Annotated in this window: 10 protein-coding genes; 5 read left to right on the forward strand and 5 right to left on the reverse strand. The window is 69.0% G+C overall.

Annotated elements, in window-relative coordinates:
* Positions 1–130: 130 nt before the first annotated feature.
* From recC to recD, 3 genes are read left to right on the forward strand one after another with little or no spacing between them, the layout of a single operon-like run.
* The gene (gene recC / locus FNH24_RS02920; protein WP_152360648.1) at positions 131–3,550 is read left to right on the forward strand and encodes an exodeoxyribonuclease V subunit gamma; all 3,420 of its coding nucleotides are present in this window, start codon (positions 131–133) and stop codon (positions 3,548–3,550) included.
* The gene (locus FNH24_RS02925) at positions 3,547–6,990 is read left to right on the forward strand and encodes a UvrD-helicase domain-containing protein (protein ID WP_152360649.1); all 3,444 of its coding nucleotides are present in this window, start codon (positions 3,547–3,549) and stop codon (positions 6,988–6,990) included. The genes recC and FNH24_RS02925 overlap by 4 nt, the downstream gene beginning before the upstream one ends.
* Before the next feature lie 2 nt (positions 6,991–6,992).
* Positions 6,993–8,915, forward strand: a complete 1,923-nt coding sequence (recD, locus tag FNH24_RS02930; protein ID WP_217428016.1) for an exodeoxyribonuclease V subunit alpha — start codon at positions 6,993–6,995, stop codon at positions 8,913–8,915.
* Positions 8,916–8,938: 23 nt separating this feature from the next.
* On the opposite strand, the gene nudC is transcribed toward recD, so the two are convergent.
* Complete coding sequence (gene nudC / locus FNH24_RS02935) at positions 8,939–9,802, reverse strand: NAD(+) diphosphatase (protein WP_152360650.1); 864 nt, start codon at positions 9,800–9,802, stop codon at positions 8,939–8,941.
* A gap of 171 nt (positions 9,803–9,973) precedes the next feature.
* Between nudC and FNH24_RS02940 the strand changes: the two genes are divergently transcribed.
* Positions 9,974–10,768: a class I SAM-dependent methyltransferase gene (locus tag FNH24_RS02940; RefSeq protein ID WP_152360651.1), complete on the forward strand. Its 795-nt coding sequence runs from the start codon at positions 9,974–9,976 to the stop codon at positions 10,766–10,768.
* Positions 10,769–10,840: 72 nt separating this feature from the next.
* Here FNH24_RS02940 and FNH24_RS02945 read toward each other — a convergent pair whose 3' ends face one another.
* From FNH24_RS02945 to FNH24_RS02955, 3 genes are read right to left on the reverse strand one after another with little or no spacing between them, the layout of a single operon-like run.
* Positions 10,841–11,113 (reverse strand): hypothetical protein, encoded by a 273-nt coding sequence (locus FNH24_RS02945; protein WP_152360652.1) that lies wholly within the window; start codon positions 11,111–11,113, stop codon positions 10,841–10,843.
* 12 nt (positions 11,114–11,125) lie between these two features.
* Entirely contained in the window at positions 11,126–12,901 is a 1,776-nt protein-coding gene (locus tag FNH24_RS02950) for a calpain family cysteine peptidase (protein ID WP_152360653.1), read from the reverse strand.
* Positions 12,901–15,636: an ATP-binding protein gene (locus FNH24_RS02955; RefSeq protein ID WP_152360654.1), complete on the reverse strand. Its 2,736-nt coding sequence runs from the start codon at positions 15,634–15,636 to the stop codon at positions 12,901–12,903. Before FNH24_RS02955 ends, FNH24_RS02950 begins: the two co-directional genes overlap by 1 nt.
* Before the next feature lie 141 nt (positions 15,637–15,777).
* Between FNH24_RS02955 and FNH24_RS02960 the strand changes: the two genes are divergently transcribed.
* Positions 15,778–17,907, forward strand: coding sequence for a hypothetical protein (locus tag FNH24_RS02960; protein ID WP_152360655.1), 2,130 nt, complete (start codon positions 15,778–15,780; stop codon positions 17,905–17,907).
* A 14-nt stretch (positions 17,908–17,921) separates the two neighbouring features.
* Here the strand turns inward: FNH24_RS02960 and FNH24_RS02965 are convergent, their stop codons facing one another.
* A complete protein-coding gene (locus tag FNH24_RS02965) occupies positions 17,922–18,980 on the reverse strand; it encodes a hypothetical protein (protein ID WP_217428017.1) in 1,059 nt (352 codons plus the stop codon).
* Positions 18,981–19,123 lie beyond the last annotated feature (143 nt).

The following is a 19,123-nucleotide window of genomic DNA, read 5'->3' on the forward strand; positions in this document are numbered from 1 at the left end:
CGACCCGTCACCTCCGCGGGCATTTCTGCGGCGTGTCGCAGCGGATCTGACGGCTCGATCAGCGGTGCGGACCTGATTGACCGGAAGGGGTCGCTCGACTGTCGGCCGGGAGCCCTAGGGTGGCCTGATCATGAGCCTGCACCTCCATCGCGCCGAACGGTCCGACCGGTTGGTGGCCGCCCTCGGCGAGGTGCTGAGCCGGCCACTGGCCGATCCGTTCGCGACCGAGATCGTCTGCGTCCCGACGCACGGTGTCGAGCGCTGGCTGTCGCAGCAGCTCTCGCACCGATTGGGTACGGGAGCGACCGGCGAGGACGGGGTCTGCGCGGGCGTCGACTTCCCGTCGCCGTACCGGCTCGCGGCCCGGGCCACCGCGGCGGTGACCGGCATCGAGCCGGGCGCCGACCCGTGGCAGCCGCAGCGGGCGGTCTGGCCGCTGCTGGCCGAGATCGATGCGGCTCGGACCGAGGCGTGGGCGGCACCGCTGTGGGCGTTCCTCGGTCGCGGTGCCGACCCGCTGGACGGTGAGCGGACCGACGGCGACGCCCGCGGCGGTCGGCGCTGGTCGATCGCCCAGCACCTGGCCGAGCTCTTCGCCGCGTACGCGAGCAGCCGGCCGGCAATGCTGCTGGACTGGCTGGACGGTCGCGACGTCGGCCCGGGCGGCTGGGTGCTCGGCCCGGACCGGCGCTGGCAGGCCGAGCTGTGGCGCCGGCTGCGGGCCCGGCTGGAGCTGCCCAGCCCGGCCGAGCGGATCGGACCGGTCTGCGACCGGCTGGCCGAGGAACCGTCACTGAGCGACCTGCCCGATCGGCTGTCGGTGTTCGGCCCGACCCGGGTGCTGCCCGATCATTTGCGGCTGCTGACGACCCTGGCCCGGCACCGCGACGTCTACTTCTGGTTGACCCAGCCGTCGCCGGTGCTCTGGGACCGGATCGCCGAGAACCTTCGCAGCACCGACCGCGCCGGCTCGCTGATCGGGCCCCGCAGTGACGACCCCACCGTCGACCTGCCCCAGCACGGGCTGCTCGCCTATCTCGGCCGGGACAGCCGGGAGCTGCAACTGACCCTGTTGGACGGCGTCGCCGAGGTGACCCAGCACCATCACCCGGCCGAGCCCGCCACGGAGCCCGAACCGACCAGCCTGCTCCGCTGGTTGCAGCACGATCTCGCCGCCGACCGCGACCTGACCGCTCCGGTGCCGGACCGGCGGCTGCGGCCGGACGACGGCAGCATCGGCCTGCACGCCTGCCACGGTCCCGACCGCCAGGTCGAGGTGCTCCGGGAGGTGCTGCTGGGCCTGCTCGCCGACGACCCGACCCTGGAGCCGCGCGACATCATCGTGATGTGCCCCGACATCGAGACCTTCGCGCCGTTGATCTCGGCCGGCTTCGGGCTGGCCGACGCGGCGCCGGATCAGGCTCACCCCGGGCATCAGCTGCGGGTCCGGCTGGCCGACCGGTCACTGCGGCAGCTGAATCCGTTGCTGCACACGCTGTCGACGCTGTTTGATCTTGCTACGTCGCGGATCGAGGCGGCCGCGGTGCTGGATCTGATCTCGACCGAACCGGTGGCCCGGAAGTTCTCCTTCTCCGATGATGATCTGGCTCGGATCGCCGATCTGATCGAGCGGTCCGGCGTCCGCTGGGGGCTCGATCCGCAGCACCGGGCCGCGTTCTCGATGTCGGCCTTCGGCCAGAACACCTGGGCCGCGGGCCTGGACCGGCTGCTGCTCGGCATCGCGATGGACGAGTCGGGGCACCATTTTCTCGGTACGGCGCTGCCGCTCGACGACATCGATTCCTCCGACGTCGATCTGGTCGGCCGGCTCACCGAATGCGTGCAGCGGATCCGATCGGCGGTGATCGACTTCGGCCAGGCCCGGACGCTGCCGGACTGGATCAACCTGGCCCGGGACGCGATCCAGGCGTTGACGGCGGTCGGCCGGGCCGACTCGTGGCAGCTCGGTCATGCCTATGGCGAGCTGGCCCGGATCGCCGATTCCGCCGAGAAGATCGCCGTCGCCGCGGCCGAGGATGATCAACTCGCCGAGGCGGCGACGCAACTGCGCCCGGCCGAGATGCGGGCCCTGTTCGCCGACTCGTTCCGTGGCCGGCCGAGTCGGGCCAACTTCCGGACCGGGACGCTGACGATGTGCACGATGACCCCGATGCGGTCGGTGCCGCACCGGGTGGTGGTGCTGCTCGGTGTCGACGACGGGGTGTTCCCGCGCCACACCTCGATCGACGGTGACGACATCGTGGCGGCCCAGCCGTGGATCGGCGACCGGGACCCGCGGACCGAGGACCGGCAGCTGCTGCTGGACGCGATCCTGTCGGCCGAGGAGCGGCTGGTGGTGATCTATTCCGGTGCGGATCCCCGGACCGGCGCGGCCAAGCCGCCGGCGGTTCCGATCGGCGAACTGCTGGACACCCTCGACCGAACCGCCATCCCGGCCGACGGCCGGTCGGTCCGGTCCATGATCACGATCCCGCACCCGTTGCAGCCGTTCGACCCGAGGAACTTCGCGACCGGTGATCATGATCATCCGTTCAGCTTCGACCGGCAGGCGTTGCGGGGGGCTCGGGCCATGATCAGTCCGCGGCAGCCGGCGGTGTCGCCGTACGCGATCGAGGCGTTGCCGCCACGGCCGGCCGACGACGTGATCGACCTGACCGACTTGACCCGGTTCTTCGGCCATCCCGTCCGGGCGTTGCTGCGAATGCGGGCGGGTCTGTTTCTGTTCGAGGACGACGAGCAGCTCGATGATCAGATCCCGATCGAGCTGGACGGGTTGCAGTCCTGGTCGGTCGGCGACCGGATGCTCCGGCTGCTGTTGCAGGGCGGTGATCTTGATCAACTTGTGGCGGCCGAGTGGCGCCGCGGCACCTTGCCGCCACAACGGTTCGGCAGCAAGGCGCTGGGCCCGGTGATCGATCAGGTGCGCGAGCTGGCCGCCGGCGCCGAGGAGTTCCTGACCGGGCCGGCACGCGGCATCGACATCACCGCCGAGGCCGGCGACGCCGTGATCACCGGCACGCTGCCGGGTGTCCGGGAAGGCGGGCCGGTCAGCGTCGCGTACTCCCGGCTGGGGCCGAAGCACCGGCTGTCGTCCTGGATCGAGCTGTTGGCCCTGACCGCGACCGAGCCCGACCGGGAGTGGCGGGCGGTGACGATCGGCCGGCGCGGCCGCTCGATCCTCGGCCCGGTGCCGGCCAAGATCGCCCAACTGCTGCTCGGCGATCTGGTCGAGCTGTACCGGACCGGGCTGGAGGCACCGCTGCCGCTGCCACCGAAGGCGTCCTGTGAGTACGCCCGGCTGAGCCTGGCCGGCCGGCCGATCGAGCCGCTGCTGGGCAAGCTCGCCCAGCTCTACGGCGAGGATCTCGATCCTTCGTACGAACAGGTGATCGGCCCCGATCTTGATCACCTCATGGCTGAGCGGGCCCGGCCCGACGAGCGGCGCGGCGACATCGACGAGCCGACCCGGTTCGGCGCCCTGGCTCGCCGGCTGTGGCAGCCGCTACTACGCGGGGAGGACCTGCGATGATCCTCGATCCGACCCGCCAGGCCCGCGTGTCCGAGCCCGTACCCTTCGACCTCACTGGCCCGCTGCCAACCGGGACGACCGTCCTCGAGGCCAGCGCCGGCACCGGGAAGACGTACACCATCGCCGCGTTGGCCGCCCGCTATCTGGCCGACGGGCTGGTCGAGCTGGACCAGTTGATGCTGGTCACGTTCGGCCGGATGGCGACCAACGAGCTGCGGGACCGGGTCCGGGAGCGACTGGTCCGGGTGGAGCAGCGGCTGGCAACGGTGATCGCCGGCGGTGAGGTCGACGGCGACGAGGTGGAGCGGCTGATCTGCACCGGGGCGACCGCGGAGCTCAAGATCAAACACGGCCGGATCGCCCGGGCCCGGGCCGACTTCGACGCGGCGACGATCGCCACCACGCACGAGTTCTGCCTGCGGATGCTCGACGGCCTGGGCGTGATCGGCGACCGGGAGCCGGACGCGATCTTCGTCGAGCACCTGACCGATCTGGTTCGCCAGGCGACGGGCGACATCTATCTCCGCCGGTACGCGAGCGGAGCCGCCGTCGCCCCGCTGCCGCCGGACCAGGCGCTGCGGCTGGCCGAGACCGTGGTCAACGCGCCACACGCGGAGCTGGTGCCGCGGCCCTCGCCGGAGCAGGGCCCGGATGGTTGGGGCGACGCGTCGGCCGAGCAGGTCGACTTCGCGCTCGAGGTGCGGGCCGAGGTCGCCCGGCGCAAGGGGTTGGGCCGGCTGTTCAGTTACGACGACATGCTGACCCGGCTGCATCGCTCGCTGACCGATCCCGATCAGGGTGAGGCCGCCTGCGACCGGCTCCGGCAGCGGTTCCGGGTGGTGTTGATCGACGAGTTCCAGGACACCGATCCGATCCAGTGGGACATCGTCCGGACGGCGTTCCACGGCCACGCGACGTTGATCATGATCGGTGACCCGAAGCAGGCGATCTATGCCTTCCGCGGCGCCGATGTGTTCAGCTATCTGGATGCCGTCCGGGTCGCCGACACGATCGCCACGCTGGACGTCAACCGGCGCAGCGACGCCGCCCTGGTCGACGCGGCCCAGTCGCTGTTCGGCGGTGCCGCGCTGGGCGACGAACGGATCGTGGTCCGGCCGGTCCGGGCCCATCACGCCGAGCGCCGGTTGCTGCTCGGCGACACCGGGGAGCTGCCGGCGCCCGTCCGGCTCCGGGTGCTGGAGCACGATCCGGAGGCGTCCCGGATGCCGATGGTCCGTACGGTCCGGCCGAAGATCACCAAAGACCTGGTGGCCGACGTGACTCGGCTGATCGCGTCCCGGGTGCGACTGCGCGACGACGAAGACGATCATGAGGTCGGGCCCGGCGACATCGCCGTCCTGGTCCGCCGCAACCGGCAGGCCGAGGCGATCCGGGACGCGCTCACCGCCGCCGGGGTGCCGGCCGTGGTGCTGGGGGCGACCAGCGTCTTCGGTGCGGCGATGGCGCGGGAATGGCTCACCCTGCTGCGCGCGCTGGAGCAGCCGCGGCAGGCGCGGGTCCGGTCCGCGGCGCTGACCTGCTTCGTCGGCTGGACCGTGGGCGACCTGGCCCGCGCGGACGAGCCGACGCTGACCGAACTGTCACAGCAGATCCGCTGGTGGAGCCGCACCCTGGACCGGCGCGGTGTCGCCGCGTTACTGGAGACCATGATCACCGACACCGCGGTGGGGGCCCGGCTGCTCGGCCAGGTCGACGGCGAACGGCAGCTGACCGACCTGCGGCACATCGGCCAGACCTTGCACGCCGCGATGGTCTCCGGCCGACTCGGGGTCACCGCGCTGGTCGAATATCTGGTGGAACGGATCGCCGACGCCGGGCGTGACGGCACCGAGGGCACCCGCCGGCTGGAGAGCGACTCCAAGGCGGTGCAGATCCTCACCGTGCATCGGAGCAAGGGCCTGGAGTTCCCGATCGTCTATCTGCCCGAGGCGTGGGACCGCTACGTCGGCGACGACGAGGGCCAGGTGCTGCAACTGCATCAGGAACTGGCCGACGATGATCATGAAGGATCGACCGGACGGCTGCGGGCCGTGCTCGACGTCGGCGGGCTGACCGGTCCCGGCCGGACCGAGCGGCTGGCCCAGGCCCGGCGGGAGGACGGCGGCGACGACCTGCGGTTGCTGTACGTCGCCGCGACCCGGGCCAAGTGCCAGTTGATCACCTGGTGGGCGCCGACCCGCAACACCCCGCCGTCGGCGCTGCAACGATTGCTGTACGGCCCGCGGATCGAGGGGGTCGAGCCGGAGCAGTCCTATCCGGTGACCGACGATCCGCGGTCCCTGTCGCATCTCGGCGCCGGGATCTCGGTCGAACTGGTCGAGCCGCGCCAGCCGGCCTCCCCGGCCGGTGGCCCCGAACCGCCATCCGGGCTCGAGGTCCGGGCCTTCGACCGCGCCCTCGACCTGATGTGGCGGCGGACCTCGTACTCGGGACTGACTGCGGCGGCCCACGGGATGCCGGGCGACACCGCGGGCGTCGGCAGCGAGGCCGAGCCCACCAAGGAGGACGACGAGGCGACGGCCGCCCTGGCCCTCGGCGACGATCCCATCCCCACGGCCGGTGGCAGCCCGGCCGATGACGGGCTGGACCGGGCGTCGCCGATGAGTCACCTGCCGAGCGGTGCGGACTTCGGCACGGTCGTGCACGCGATCTTCGAGGCCGTCGATCCGACGGCCGACGATCTCGAGGCCGAGTTGCGCCGCGCCACCGGCGCAGAGCTGAGCCGGGTGCCGGCCGGGACGATGACCGCCGACGGCCTGATCGACGGGCTGTTGCCGACGTACGACACTCCGCTCGGGCCGCTGGCCGACGATCGCCGGCTGCGCGACTTCGGGACCGCCGACCGGCTGGCCGAGCTCGACTTCGAGTTTCCGCTGGCCGGCGGTGATCAACCGACCGGCGAGTTGATGCTGCCCGATCTGGCGCCGCTGCTCCGTCGGCACCTGCCGCCGAACGACCCCTTGATCGACTATCCCGATCAGCTCGAGTTGCCCGAGCTGGCCCAGGAATCGTTGCGCGGCTATCTGGTCGGCAGCATCGATGCGGTGCTGCGGGCCGGCACGCCCGAGGCGCCGCGCTATCTGGTGGTCGACTACAAGACCAACTGGATCGGTGAGCCGGTCGACGAGCTGCCGCTGCGGCGCTATCAGCTGCCGTCGCTGGCCCGGGCCATGATCGGGGCGCACTACCCGTTGCAGGCGTTGCTCTATTCGGTCGCCCTGCACCGCTACCTGCGCTGGCGACAGCCGGACTACCGGCCCGATGATCATCTCGGCGGCGTGCTGTATCTGTTCCTCCGCGGCATGGCCGGGCCGGACACTCCGGCGACCGACGGCATCCCGTGCGGCGTGTTCAGCTGGCGTCCACCGCCGGCCATGATCACGGAGCTGTCCGATCTTCTCGACCGTGGCCGGAGCTGATCATGACCGAGACGATGATCATGGATCCTGCCGATGCCGCCCTGGTGATCGGCGCCGAGGGGCTGCTGCGTGAGTTCAACACCGCGGGTGTCCTCGGGCCGGCCGACGTGCATGCGGCGACCGCGATCTCCCGGCTGGCCGGCGAGGCCGACGATCGGGTCCGGCTGGCCCTCGCGCTGGCCGTACGCGCTGTGCGGGCAGGCTCGGTCTGCATCGATCTGGCCGAGGTGCACACCACCTCGTTCGACACCTCCGAGGTGACGATCGACGTGTCGACGCTGCCCTGGCCCGAGCCCGGGGCCTGGCTGGCGGCGGTCCGGGCCAGCCCGATGGTGAGCGACGGCCATGATCAACCGGGCGGGCGGCCGCTGCGGCTGGCGCACGGGCTGCTCTACCTGGAGCGTTACTGGCTGCAGGAAGAGGAAGTGCGGACCGAATGGCTGCAGCGCGAGGGCGGCACCCCGCCGGAGGTCGATCTGGCCCGGCTGACCGAGGCGTTGGACCGGCTGTTCACCGGCAGCGGACTGCCGGCCGGCGAGCCGGATCAGCAGCGGCTCGCGGCGGCCGTGGCGGCCTTGCGCTGGGTCAGCGTGATCGCCGGCGGGCCGGGCACCGGGAAGACGACCACGGTGGCGCGGGTGCTGGCCCTGCTGCTGGATCAGCCCGGCTCGGAACATCGGCCCGGCCGCGGGCTGCGGATCGCCCTGGCCGCGCCGACCGGCAAGGCCGCGGCGCGGCTGGAGGAGGCGGTCCGGGACGCGACGAGCCGACTGCCGGCCGGTGATCGGGAACGGCTGGGCGATCTCGGTGCCTCGACCCTGCACCGGCTGCTGGGTTGGCTGCCCGGCTCCCGCGGCCGGTTCCGCTATCACCGCGGCAATCATCTGCCGTACGACGTGATCGTGGTCGACGAGACCTCGATGGTGTCGCTGACCCTGATGGCCCGGCTGTTGGAGGCGGTCCGGCCGGACGCCCGGCTGGTGTTCGTCGGTGACCCGGACCAGCTCTCCTCGGTCGAGGCCGGGGCCGTGTTGGCCGACATCGCCGCCGCACCCGGGGCCGACGACTCGGCGCTGGCCGAGGCACTGGGAGTTCTCGGTCCGAGCGACGGGCAGACACCGGTGCACGGCGTGGTGCGGCTGAGCCACACCTGGCGCTACGGTGGCGCGATCGACGAACTGGCCCAGGCCATCCGCAAGTCGGATCCGGACGCCGCGATCGCCGTCCTGCGATCCGGGGCGCCCGACGTGGTGTTCGTCGAAAGTGATCTTGATCGGGCCGATCCGCCCGGCCTGGAGCCGCTGCGTGATCAGGTCCGCAGCTCCGGCCGAGTGAGCCACGACGCCGCGGCCGCGGGCGAGTTCGAGCAGGCGTTGCGCGGGTTGGACCAACACCGCCTGCTCTGTGCCCACCGGCAGGGCCCGTTCGGGGTGGCCCGGTGGGGCGCCGAGGCCGAGCACTGGCTGATCGAGGCCTTCGGGTCCTGGGCCGTGCCGAGTGAGGGCACGGCCGGTCGCCGGGACCGCGGCGCGGAGTGGTATCCCGGCCGGCCGTTGTTGATCACCGCCAACGATTACGAGCTGGGCCTGTACAACGGCGACACCGGCGTCGTGGTGACCACCCCTGATGGGCCGCGGGCGGCGTTCGCCCGCGGGGCCAAGCCGACCGTGGTGTCACCGGTCCGGCTGGACGCGGTGCAGACCGTGCACGCGATGACCGTGCACCGGGCGCAGGGCAGCCAGTTCAGTTGCGTCTCGTTCATCGTGCCGCCGCCGGACTCGCCACTGCTGACCCGGGAGCTGCTCTACACCGCCGTCACCCGCGCGACGGATCGGGTGCAGGTCTTCGGCACCGTCGACGCGATCCGCCAGGCGATCCTGCACCCGGCCAATCGAGCCAGCGGCCTCCGGCCCCGCCTGATCTGACCGGGGCCGCGGGCGGGCCGCTTTCAGGTCAGTTCGCCGTCGCGCCATGCCTGGACCAGGCGGTGCGCGATCGAACTCTTCGTGGGCAGTGAGATCTCACCCGCCGCGAGCTTCTGGGTGAGCTCGTCCCGGCTGAACCACGCGGCGAAGCCGATCTCCTCGCCATCGACGCTGATGTCGGAGCTCTCGGCGCGAGCCCAGAAGCCCAGCATCAGCGATCGCGGCATCGGCCACGGCTGGCTGCCGAAGTAGTTGACCTCGCTCAGCCGCACGTCGACCTCTTCGGCCATCTCCCGGTGGACGGCCTGCTCCAGCGACTCCCCCGACTCGACGAAGCCGGCGAACACTGACAGTCGGTTGCCCTGCCAGTTGACCTGGTGGCCGAGCAGCAGCCGGTCCTCCGGATCGATGATGGCGACGATCACCGCGGGGTCGGTCCGGGGAAAAAGCTCCAGATCGCAGCCGGCGCAGTGCCGGGCATAACCGCCGTTGATGACCCGGGTCTCGGCCCCGCAGCGCGGGCAGTGCGGCTCACTGCGATGCCAGTTGATCATCCCGGCCGCGGTGGCGGCGATGTCGCGTTCGTTGTCGGTCAACTGATGGGCGACCTCACGAAAATCGTGCACGTCGCCCTCGGTCAGCGCCTCGACGGCGAAGATCGGCACCTCGTCCAGCAGCCCCAGCAGCCGGTGCCGTTGCGAGTCGTATTCGACGAACGGCTTCACCATCCGGAGCTTGCTGCCGCCGGCGTTGGTGGTGAACCGGCTCTGCTGGTCGAGCTTCAGCAACTTGGCGTCGGGTGAGCGCCACAGGTGAGCCACCCATTCGGCCGATCTCCGATGCTCATCCACCCGATCGAGATCGCTGGCCATCGCCCAATTGATCACGTCTCCAGCCTAAGGGAAGCGCTGTCCGGCCCGGTGACCGGAATCCTGGTCATCGGGACGGTCCGCGGTGGGTAGCCAGGGCGGCCGTGACTCACATATCGAGACGATTAGTCTCTCATTCTGGACATTGATTCGATTTCAGCCAGGATGAAGGCCGATCGGAGGTCCACCATGAGCACCTACACCCACGGACACCACGAGTCCGTCCTGCGCTCCCACCGCTGGCGTACCGCGGCTAACTCGGCCGCCCACCTGCTGCCCCACCTGCGCCCCGACCAGCACCTGCTCGACGTCGGCGCCGGACCCGGAACGATCACCCTCGACCTCGCCCAGCAGGTCGCCCAGGTCACCGCCACCGAGATCGGCGAGCCCGAGCTGGCCCTGTCCCGCGAGCTCGCCGCCGAACGCGGCGTGACCAACGTCCGGTTCGAGGTCCAGGACATCCACGCACTCACGTTCACCGACGACACCTTCGACGTCACCCACGCCCACCAGGTGCTGCAACACGTCGCCGACCCGGTGCAAGCCCTGCGCGAGCTGCGCCGGGTGACCCGACCCGGCGGCATCGTCGCCATCCGCGACAGCGACTACCGCGCCTTCGCCTGGTGGCCCCTGCTCCCCGAGCTGGACGAATGGCTCGACCTCTACCGCACCGCCGCCCGCGCCAACGGCGGCGAACCCGACGCCGGCCGCCAACTCCTCAGCTGGGCCCGGACCGCCGGCTTCACCGACATCACCGCGACCTCATCGACCTGGTGCTTCAGCACGCCCGAAGACCGAGCCTGGTGGGGCGGCATGTGGGCCGACCGCATCCTCCACTCCGCCCTCGCCGACCAACTCGTCCGCGACAACCTGGCCACCACTCAAGACCTCGAACGCATCTCCGCCGCCTGGCATGCGTGGTCAGCTGCCGAGGACGGCTGGTTCTCGATCCTGCATGGGGAAATCCTCGCCCGGCGTGACTAGGCGTGACTAGGGCCAGCCGGGCGATCACTCGCCTCGGGCCGGGTCACGGGATGCATCAAGCAGTCCGAACTATTATCCAGCCCTACTGACCGTTGCGACCGAGCCGCGAGTTCCCGCTGTCGGCTCAAATACCTTCGCGACGTGCCAGTGATCTCCCGAGAAGTCAAATGTCTGACCCTCACGAAGATGAAGATAGCGTTCGCCGCTTTCATCCTTGATGAATAGCCGAATGGCCCATTCACCGTCGTCATCGGTGTAGTTCTGCCCACCAAGAATATCCCCTGAGGCCAGCCGGTACGGGATGCCGAGCTGGATTGTCACACTGTCTGATGGGCCAGTGGTCATCGATGTCTTTCCTCACTTCAGAGTTGCATACTCGGACTGATAATAGGATCTAAAAGTCTTGGCATCCATCGGACTTGGATGGTCACACCCCCACGGATTCCGCAACTGAATCATGTCTTGGTCAACCTGAACCACCTCGTAGGCGTGTCCGGGCTCAATCCCAGGCGGGAACAGCTCGCCAGCAGCACGACCTCGAGTTCCGACAATTACTGGCTTGTTCTCGTCAAGTCGATCACTCAACTCACGAATCGTCTGCTCGTCACTTCGCGGACCATTTGGCAACTCGCACACTTCGGCTTCAACGCCGGTCAGGCGAGCCATCAGGTCGGCCTGCTGATAGCTCGTCGATCCTAGATCGAGCCTGTTATATCCCAACGGTGCGAAATCAGGCGATGGAGGCAACCCGTTCATGCGGCGGTCGTCGTCGACGGCATGTTTGTCACCATAGCTGTGCGCACCGTCTTCCCACCGCTCCTGCCACACCCGGTGCTGGTCGGCGCTCCAACCTTGATCCTCCGCTGCAACCACTTTTTCGAGTATCGCCGGCCAGCCGACTGAAGCAGCCTCCGCACCTGCGACGGGCCGATCTCGGTGGCTGACGTTCACCGGCAGCACGTCATCGACCTGATGGACTCGTGTACCTCCGGTGAGGTGTCCCGCTCCGTCAGTCTCGTGGAGGATGACGTCGAATTTCCCATTCCCAATCTCTCGGATCGCACTCTGGATCACATCGGGCCTTTGGCCAGCGACTGCTCCAATGGTTGCGATGATGCCACAGTCGCCGACGCTTCCCTGCACAACCTGGTCCCGGGTCGGCGGGCCGTCGAATATTGGCGTTGGCTTGTCAGGGTCCCGAACCAGGTACCGTTCCAGAGCCACCGGGGGAATATTGGAGTAGTAATCCTGCGACATCTGTGGCTGACTGACTTCGATATCAGAGTCAGTCGCGTCCGATTCCGGGAGCTGCGAGGCACCACTCGAGTCGGTTCCTCCGGACAGCCCCGCGGGATTTCTTTCTTGACTATCCCCCACGTCGGGGTCCATGACCCCCTGACGAGCGATCTCGTCATTCGCCAGGTTCACAGATTCTCCGGTGGTTCGCTCGCTCCGGACTTCTCGATCCTCGCCTGCCGAATACTCCAAGTGGTGGTAGCCGGACGGATCTGATGTCGCTAGGAGCTTCCCGCGGCCGTCATCACCAATCGCTACGGAGCTTGCCTCCGGCTTGAGGTCGCCGGGCTTCACGAACCGAAACTCGGGCTGCGACTGCCCCTCGGAAGGTTGCTCGTCCACCGAGCGCTTCGAGTCGGGCTGCTGCCGAATTCCTTCGACTGGTTCCCGGAGGTTCTCGACCGAGGCCTCGCTCAAGGAGACGACGTTGTCATCGGTGTCGGCCGATGGTTCTGATTGATGTCCGACACTGGCGTCAGCTGCAGACTCGATCGCCCTCGACTCAGCATGTCGGGCTTCTGCCTCGTCAGCCAAAGTCCGCAATTCGTCGAAGGTCATGGTGCTGCGATCGGACGAGCCGCTCTGCAGTCCAGGGTCTGCGGTCACGGGCACACGGTCGGATTCGGCGTGATCCGACTTCGTATCCGAGTGCTCTGCCTCCTCCACATCGGCCAATTGCTGTAGCTCGTCGAACGAAATGTCTTCTATGGCTCCTGTGCCCTGATCGGATCTCTCGGTGCCGGTCTCCCTCGGTGCGTCCGCAATCGGGGTCGAGTCGGAAGCGGAATCGGAACTCTCGGGATCCATCCGGTCGTTCGGCAGCCGATCGATAGCCATCAGGTTGCTCCCATCGACACCAAGTAATTCAGAGGCCAATGGCAGCTCAGGAACAGAGCAAGTCGTCCATTCAGTTGGTCGTGCCAGCTGTTGTCGCCTACCGAGGCGCCCACGGCCATCTCCACCGTGGACGGAACCTCGGACCCGAACGCGAGCGTATGCCAGTCACTGGTAGGGACGTACCATCTTGGCTCGTCGGGCTCGCACTTCGTAGTCCGCCCGACGATTCGTGCATACATCGCGTCACTCACATGGGCGGCAAGCTCGTCTACGTTGACCACGTGCGCCAGAGCCTTCGAACGAGAAGCGATCGCGGACTCGACTGCATGTGAAACAGAGCAGTCCCGCAATCTCGAGTCCAGCCCACGAACCGCATCGAGAATCGCCGGTTGGGGCACCGGCATCAACTCTCCCGTGAGATGTGACAGCACGCTCAGTTCCGCCCACAAAGCAAGGATCTGGTCGGACTGCAGAATCTTCTGGGCTTCGCGGATCTGGCGGAGGGTGCAGGGAGATTCCACGCAATCGGAGCCGCAGGTGACGCTGCGGCGACCGACGAGGTCGGCTGCGGTCGCCGGCTCGACGTCGGCGCTCTCTCGATCGGTGCCGTCGGGCATGGCGGTCAGGACCGGGTAGTCCATGCCGTCGGTGAAGACGGCGGCTTGGCCGGGTGGGAGGGTGACCAGGTAGTTGGACTGGGCTTCGGTGAGGTTCATGGTGGCGCCGACGGCGTCGCGGTCGTCCTGGGCGGGCAGGCGGTGGACGATCTTGATCGCGGTGTTCTTGATTGCGTCGGGGAGCAGCTTGGACGGGATCTGCTCGGCGATCACCAGGCCTTCGCCGTAGGCCCTGATCTCGGCCAGCAGGCCGGCGAACATTTCGACCGCGTGGGCGGCCGGGCCCTCGGTGGCGTTGCGGAGCAGGCGGTGGGCCTCCTCGAAGACGCTCAGGTGTCGCAGGCCGACCGACGCGCCGCGTTCCTTCTTCTGCAGCAGGCGCAGGTGCTCGACCAGCCTGATCAACACGGTGCCCATCAGGAACGCCTTGTCCCGGTCGTCGCCGACGTCCTCGATCTCGAACACCACGTTGGACCGCAGCAGCGCCTCAAGATCAAGCGGGTGACCGCCCTCGAAGAAGCGGCCGGTGGTGCCGAGGCGGAGGCTGGCCAGCCGGACGGCGATGAAGCCGCGCACGTTGTCGGTGATCTCCCGGCCGTAGCCGATGTCTTCGACCACCTCGGTCGCCGTCCGCTGCAGGTCGCCGAGGGTCGGAAAGCGCGGCGTGACCGCCGGGTTGACCGGCTCGCCGAGGGCCAGATCCCAGCCCAGTTCTTCGTAGCACCGGGTCAGGGCGGCGGCCAGGACCTGCGGGAACGGCTCGTCGGCTTCGAACGCGGCGAGGAACAGGGCCCGGACCAGATCGAGGTGGGTCTGCAGCGGGTAGCGACGGCCGTCGGCGTCGACGCCCGGCTCGAGCGGGTTCAGGCCGGCCGGCAGCTGATCGGGATCGCCGGGGCGGATCGCCACCACCCGATGCGCCGTGCCGGCGAGGCGCGCGGCCATCAGGCGGTATTCGGCCTTCGCCGGTTCGACGACCAGCCAGGGCAAGCCTTGCTCGGTCGCGGTCTCCAGCAGGCCGCGGATGGTTTGCGATTTGCCGCCGCCGGTCGCACCGCAGACGAACGTGTGCCGATTGAGGCTCGAACGGGTCGCCACCAGGTCGCCCGCCGGGCGGCGTTGCCGGTCGAGCACCGTGCCCAGTCGCAGCCCGTCCGTCGCCGCGCCGCCGGATCCGAGCTGCACCTCCGGCGTGACGTCGAACTCCGGCGCGAGCCGGAACCGCACCCCGGGGATCTCGATCGCCGGCGGCACCGCGACCGCGGCCAGCAGGTGCGAGCTGACGAAGTCGTCCGGATCGTCCGATTCTCCGTCGGAGCCGGTCAGCAGGGACTGCAGGGTGCCCGTGGTGCGGGTCGGGGTCAGGGTGTACGGCAGCTCGTCGGTGTCGGTCGAGGCGCTGACCAGGGCGGCGATCCGGGCCGCGGCCTCGGGCGACTCGCCGCCGGCGGCGAACCGCAGCCGCCACAATCCGCCGGTCACGGCCTGGTTCAGCTCGCGGTGTCGCGCCTGCAGCTGCTCGGCCCGGACGGCATAGTCCGGCGACGACTCTGCCCTGGTCGCGGCGCGCCGCTGCTGGTTGGAGGCGTCCGCGATCAGTTCCTCGAGCGTCACTCCGTCGACCGGCTCGGCCAGCACCAGCCAGCTGAACGGCTCCTGCCAGACGCCCAACAGGCAGTCTTCCAACGATGGGCCTGCCGGCACCGGTGCCGCGGCGGACCGGCGCGACTCCTCGACGGCCAGGGGGTCGCTGACGACCCGGATCGGCGCCCAGTTCGCGACCTGGCCGAGGGTCTCGGCCAGCGCCCCCGGAGGCGTACGGCGACCGGCGGCGCCGACCGGCAGGCTCAACCGGGCCGTCTGCCGCGGATACGGATCGGCCGACACCAGCCCGCTTCCCGCCACGTGGACCTGGACCGGTCCGGACCCGGTCGGCCGGTGCCAGCAGACCGCGACCGGTCCGGCATCCGCGTGGTAGGCCGAGATCAGGGCGGCCAGACGACGACTCCGGTCCGAGGTCGGCTCGGCCGATTCCGGCGGCCGCGGCAACTCGGTGACCAGACAGCCGGCCAGGTCGCCCAACTGCTGCCACATCGACTGCCGACTCCCGCTGGTCATGGTGATGGACAACTTAGCCCGCGATCGGGGCCGAACTGAAGAGGCTGGCGGGCCGTCGGCGCTCGCGGAGCCGAAGTGACCCATAGGCGGCTGATATTTTGAACGTCCCTGCCCCCTGATGCTGCGGTCGGAGCTTGACAGATGCCCTCCTCGACACCCGTGAACGGCGCGGACCTGGCGGCGCGGTCGCGCCTGTTCCATCCGGGCGAACGGCTCGGTTGGGTGTTTCGCGACCGGACCCGGTTCGCCCGCCCGTTCGCCGAGGAGCAGCCCGCTCCCCCGACGATTCCGCTGCACCTGGTGAGCGGACCCGAACGGATCGACACCAGCTTCAAGAACACCAAGACGCTCGCCCTGGTCCTGTTCTGGGTCGGCGGCATCCTCTCCCTGGTCCTCGGCATCTACAACGCGCTCGCCGTGCCCGGCGGTGACTTCTGGCGCTTCCTGCTCGGCGGCCTGTTGATCACGGCGATCGCGACGGTGGCGGTGTTGATCTTCGCCTCGTACCGCCGCCGGACCAAGATCAAGGCGATCGACTCGGGCAAGGAGCAGCACCTGCGGAACTGTGATCAACAGTACGAGGAGTGGGTCGGGCGCGGTGCCGACTGGGAGCAGACCGAACGGGTCCGCGTTGATCAACTTCCGGAGTGGGGTGCGGCGACGACTCCGCCGGAGACCCGCCGGCTGGACATCTTCGGCGGCAACCTGTGGGCCTGGCAGGCGTTCCTCACCGTGTACGGGACCTCGGCCCTGGCCCAGCATCCGGTGATCATGCTCGACCTGTCCCGGGAGATCGTCAGTGAGGAGCTCGCCCGGACCGCCGATGCCGCCGGCGTGCCGGTGGACGCCCAACTGCTGCCGGATCAGCTCACCACCACGACCCTGCTCTCCGATCTCAGCGGCACTCAGATCGTCGACGCGGTGATCGAATCGATGTACGCCGACGACGACGCCTCCAGCCGGTCCGAGCGCACGATCGATCACCGGTTCCTCACCGCGATCGCCGATCAGCTCGGCGACACCTTCACCCTGGCCCGGCTGGCTGCCGGGCTGCGGGCCCTGATGGACCAGTCCGACGTCGACGGTGTGCTGTCCGCCAAGGAACAGAATCACCTCGCCGACGAGCTGTTCTCGGTCGACCTCCGGCGGCACTCGGCCGACCGGCTGCAGCGCCTCGAGTCCTACCTCCAGCCGCTGCAACGGCTCGGCAGTCAGGGCGTCGATTCCCGTCCCGGCTATCTGACCTGCATGGCGCTGGCCAGCGACGCCAACAACGTGCACAGCGAGTTCCTGACCGACCTGTTGGTGCAGTGGCTGACCCACCGGATCGTCGGCGACTACTACCTGACGAAGCCGGAAGTGATCATCGTCGGCGCCGATTCGATCAAGCTGCGGCACCTCGAGCGACTCTCCGATGCCTGTGAACGACGCGGGATCCGGATCACCATGATGTTCCGCAACCTGCGCGGTGACGCCGAGAACTTCATCGGTCGTGGACTGGCCGGGTTCATGCGACTGGGCAACGCCACCGAGGCCGGCCGGGCCGCCGATCACATCGGCCGGGAGCACAAGTTCGTGGTCAGCCAACTCACCGCGACCCTCGGCGGCAACGAGACCCACACCACCGGCGACAGCTCCGGCTCGGCCGTCGCCGAGGGCATCAACGTGTCGACCTCGGCCGGCTGGACCAAGAACTGGACCAAGGGCCGCAACGCCACCTTCCGCGACGGCGAGTGGGGTCCGACCGACACTTCCAAGAACAAGTCCTTCGGTCGCACCGAGAGTGAGACCACCAGCGAAGGCAAGAACTTCTCGGAGACCCGGAACTGGTCGGTCACCCGCTCGTTCGCCGAGGGCACCAACTGGACCAACGCGAACACCAACCAGCGGGTCCAGGAGTACGTCGTCGAGCCGGTGGTCCTGCAGAACCTGCCGGACCACCTGATGCTGGTGGTCGAACCGCAGCGCGGCCGGCAGGCGAATCTGGTCCCGGTCGAGTTCGATCCGGCGATCGTCACCCTCCCAGGGGTCAGCATGGAGCCGCTGACCGCCACCCCGGAGCCGGTCGAAGCTCAGCATCGAATCGCCGCCGACGACGAGGAGCAGCGTTCGGCCGGAGCCGGTGATCAACCGGCGGCCCTGACGTCGGAGCTGTCCCAGCCGTTCGGCTTCGACGACACCGACGTCGCGACCTTCCTCGACGCCCCGGAGCCGGCCGCCGAGCCCGAACCGTACCCGTTCCCGCGGGATCAGCGGCGCGACGCCGAGTGATCAACTGAAGTAGCTCAGGGCTTGAGGACTCCGGTCAACCGGTCGTAGCGGTGCACGGTAGTGCTGCTGTTGCGCGAGTCCTGGAGATCGACGACGTCGAAGATCATGATCCCGTGCCGCACATCGTCACTGGTCTTGATCACCAGCCAGGGCTCACCGTCTCGCACCACACTGACGTCCTGCCGCAGATCACCGCTCGGGCCGGGCATCATCGAGTACGTGTGCTCGTCGGGCGTGATGATGTCCAGCCCGCCGTCCTCCCGGATCACCGTGGTCGCGACCAGGTTGTCGGCGAAGTCGTACATCGGAGCGGGATCGCCAACGTAGTACTTCTGCCGCCCCTGACCACTGACGTCCATCCCGTTGTAGAAGTTCTTGCCCTCCGCGTCGAACCAGAAGTGCGGCAGATAGGCCTTCGCGCTGGTGTTCGGGCCGGCGTAGTAGGTCAGATGCCAGTGCGGCGGGTTGTCCGGATGCAGCGTGTTGTTGGTCTCGAAGCCCATCAGATACCAGGTGTGCCCCTTCGACGCGGCGGTCGCGGCGAGTCCGGAGTCGATCAAGATCGCGTTGCTGGCCACCAGATAGCTGATCACCGAGGTCACCTGGCCGGCCGGCCACGGCACCGTGGTCCAGGGACCGGCCACCCGGTCCGGATCGTTGTGCTCGATCCGCCACTGCAGCCCGGGCGGGGTCGGCAGCGCGCTCCACACCTGGATCGTCGGCTGATCGGCATTCGTCGTCGCCGCCGTCACCGGCACGGTGAAGGTCACCGTGTCCGCCGCCGGCCGGTCGAACGTCAGGTGGTTGTCGCGCCAGATGACGTCGCGGATCCGCTCCCCCGGCCAGCGGACGGTCACCGGGATCCCGGCAACGCTGCGCGGACCCTGGATGAACGTGTAGTACTCGGCCCGGCTGGCCACGTTGAACTTGTCCCCCGTCACGAAGGAGTATCCCTCGGGCAGGGTGATCTCCGGGGCGGCCGGCTCACCGGGATAGGCCCGCACGATCCGGATGCCGGCGTACGCGGGCTGTTCGGCCGCCGTCACCACGGCCGGAGTCAGCGAAACGATCATGGCCGCGAGGGCGGCGACAAGAACCAACAAGCGGCGTCTCATAGGCGAAAAACAATCACATGACGGACGCCCGATCAAGGGTCCGCCGGGTCGCCGAGACAAGCTTCGCGTAGCATTCACCGGCCGCGGTACCGGCCGACATC

Origin of the sequence: Microlunatus speluncae, from assembly GCF_009299835.1 — a bacterium.
GTDB classification, from domain to species: Bacteria; Actinomycetota; Actinomycetes; order Propionibacteriales; family Propionibacteriaceae; genus Microlunatus; species Microlunatus speluncae.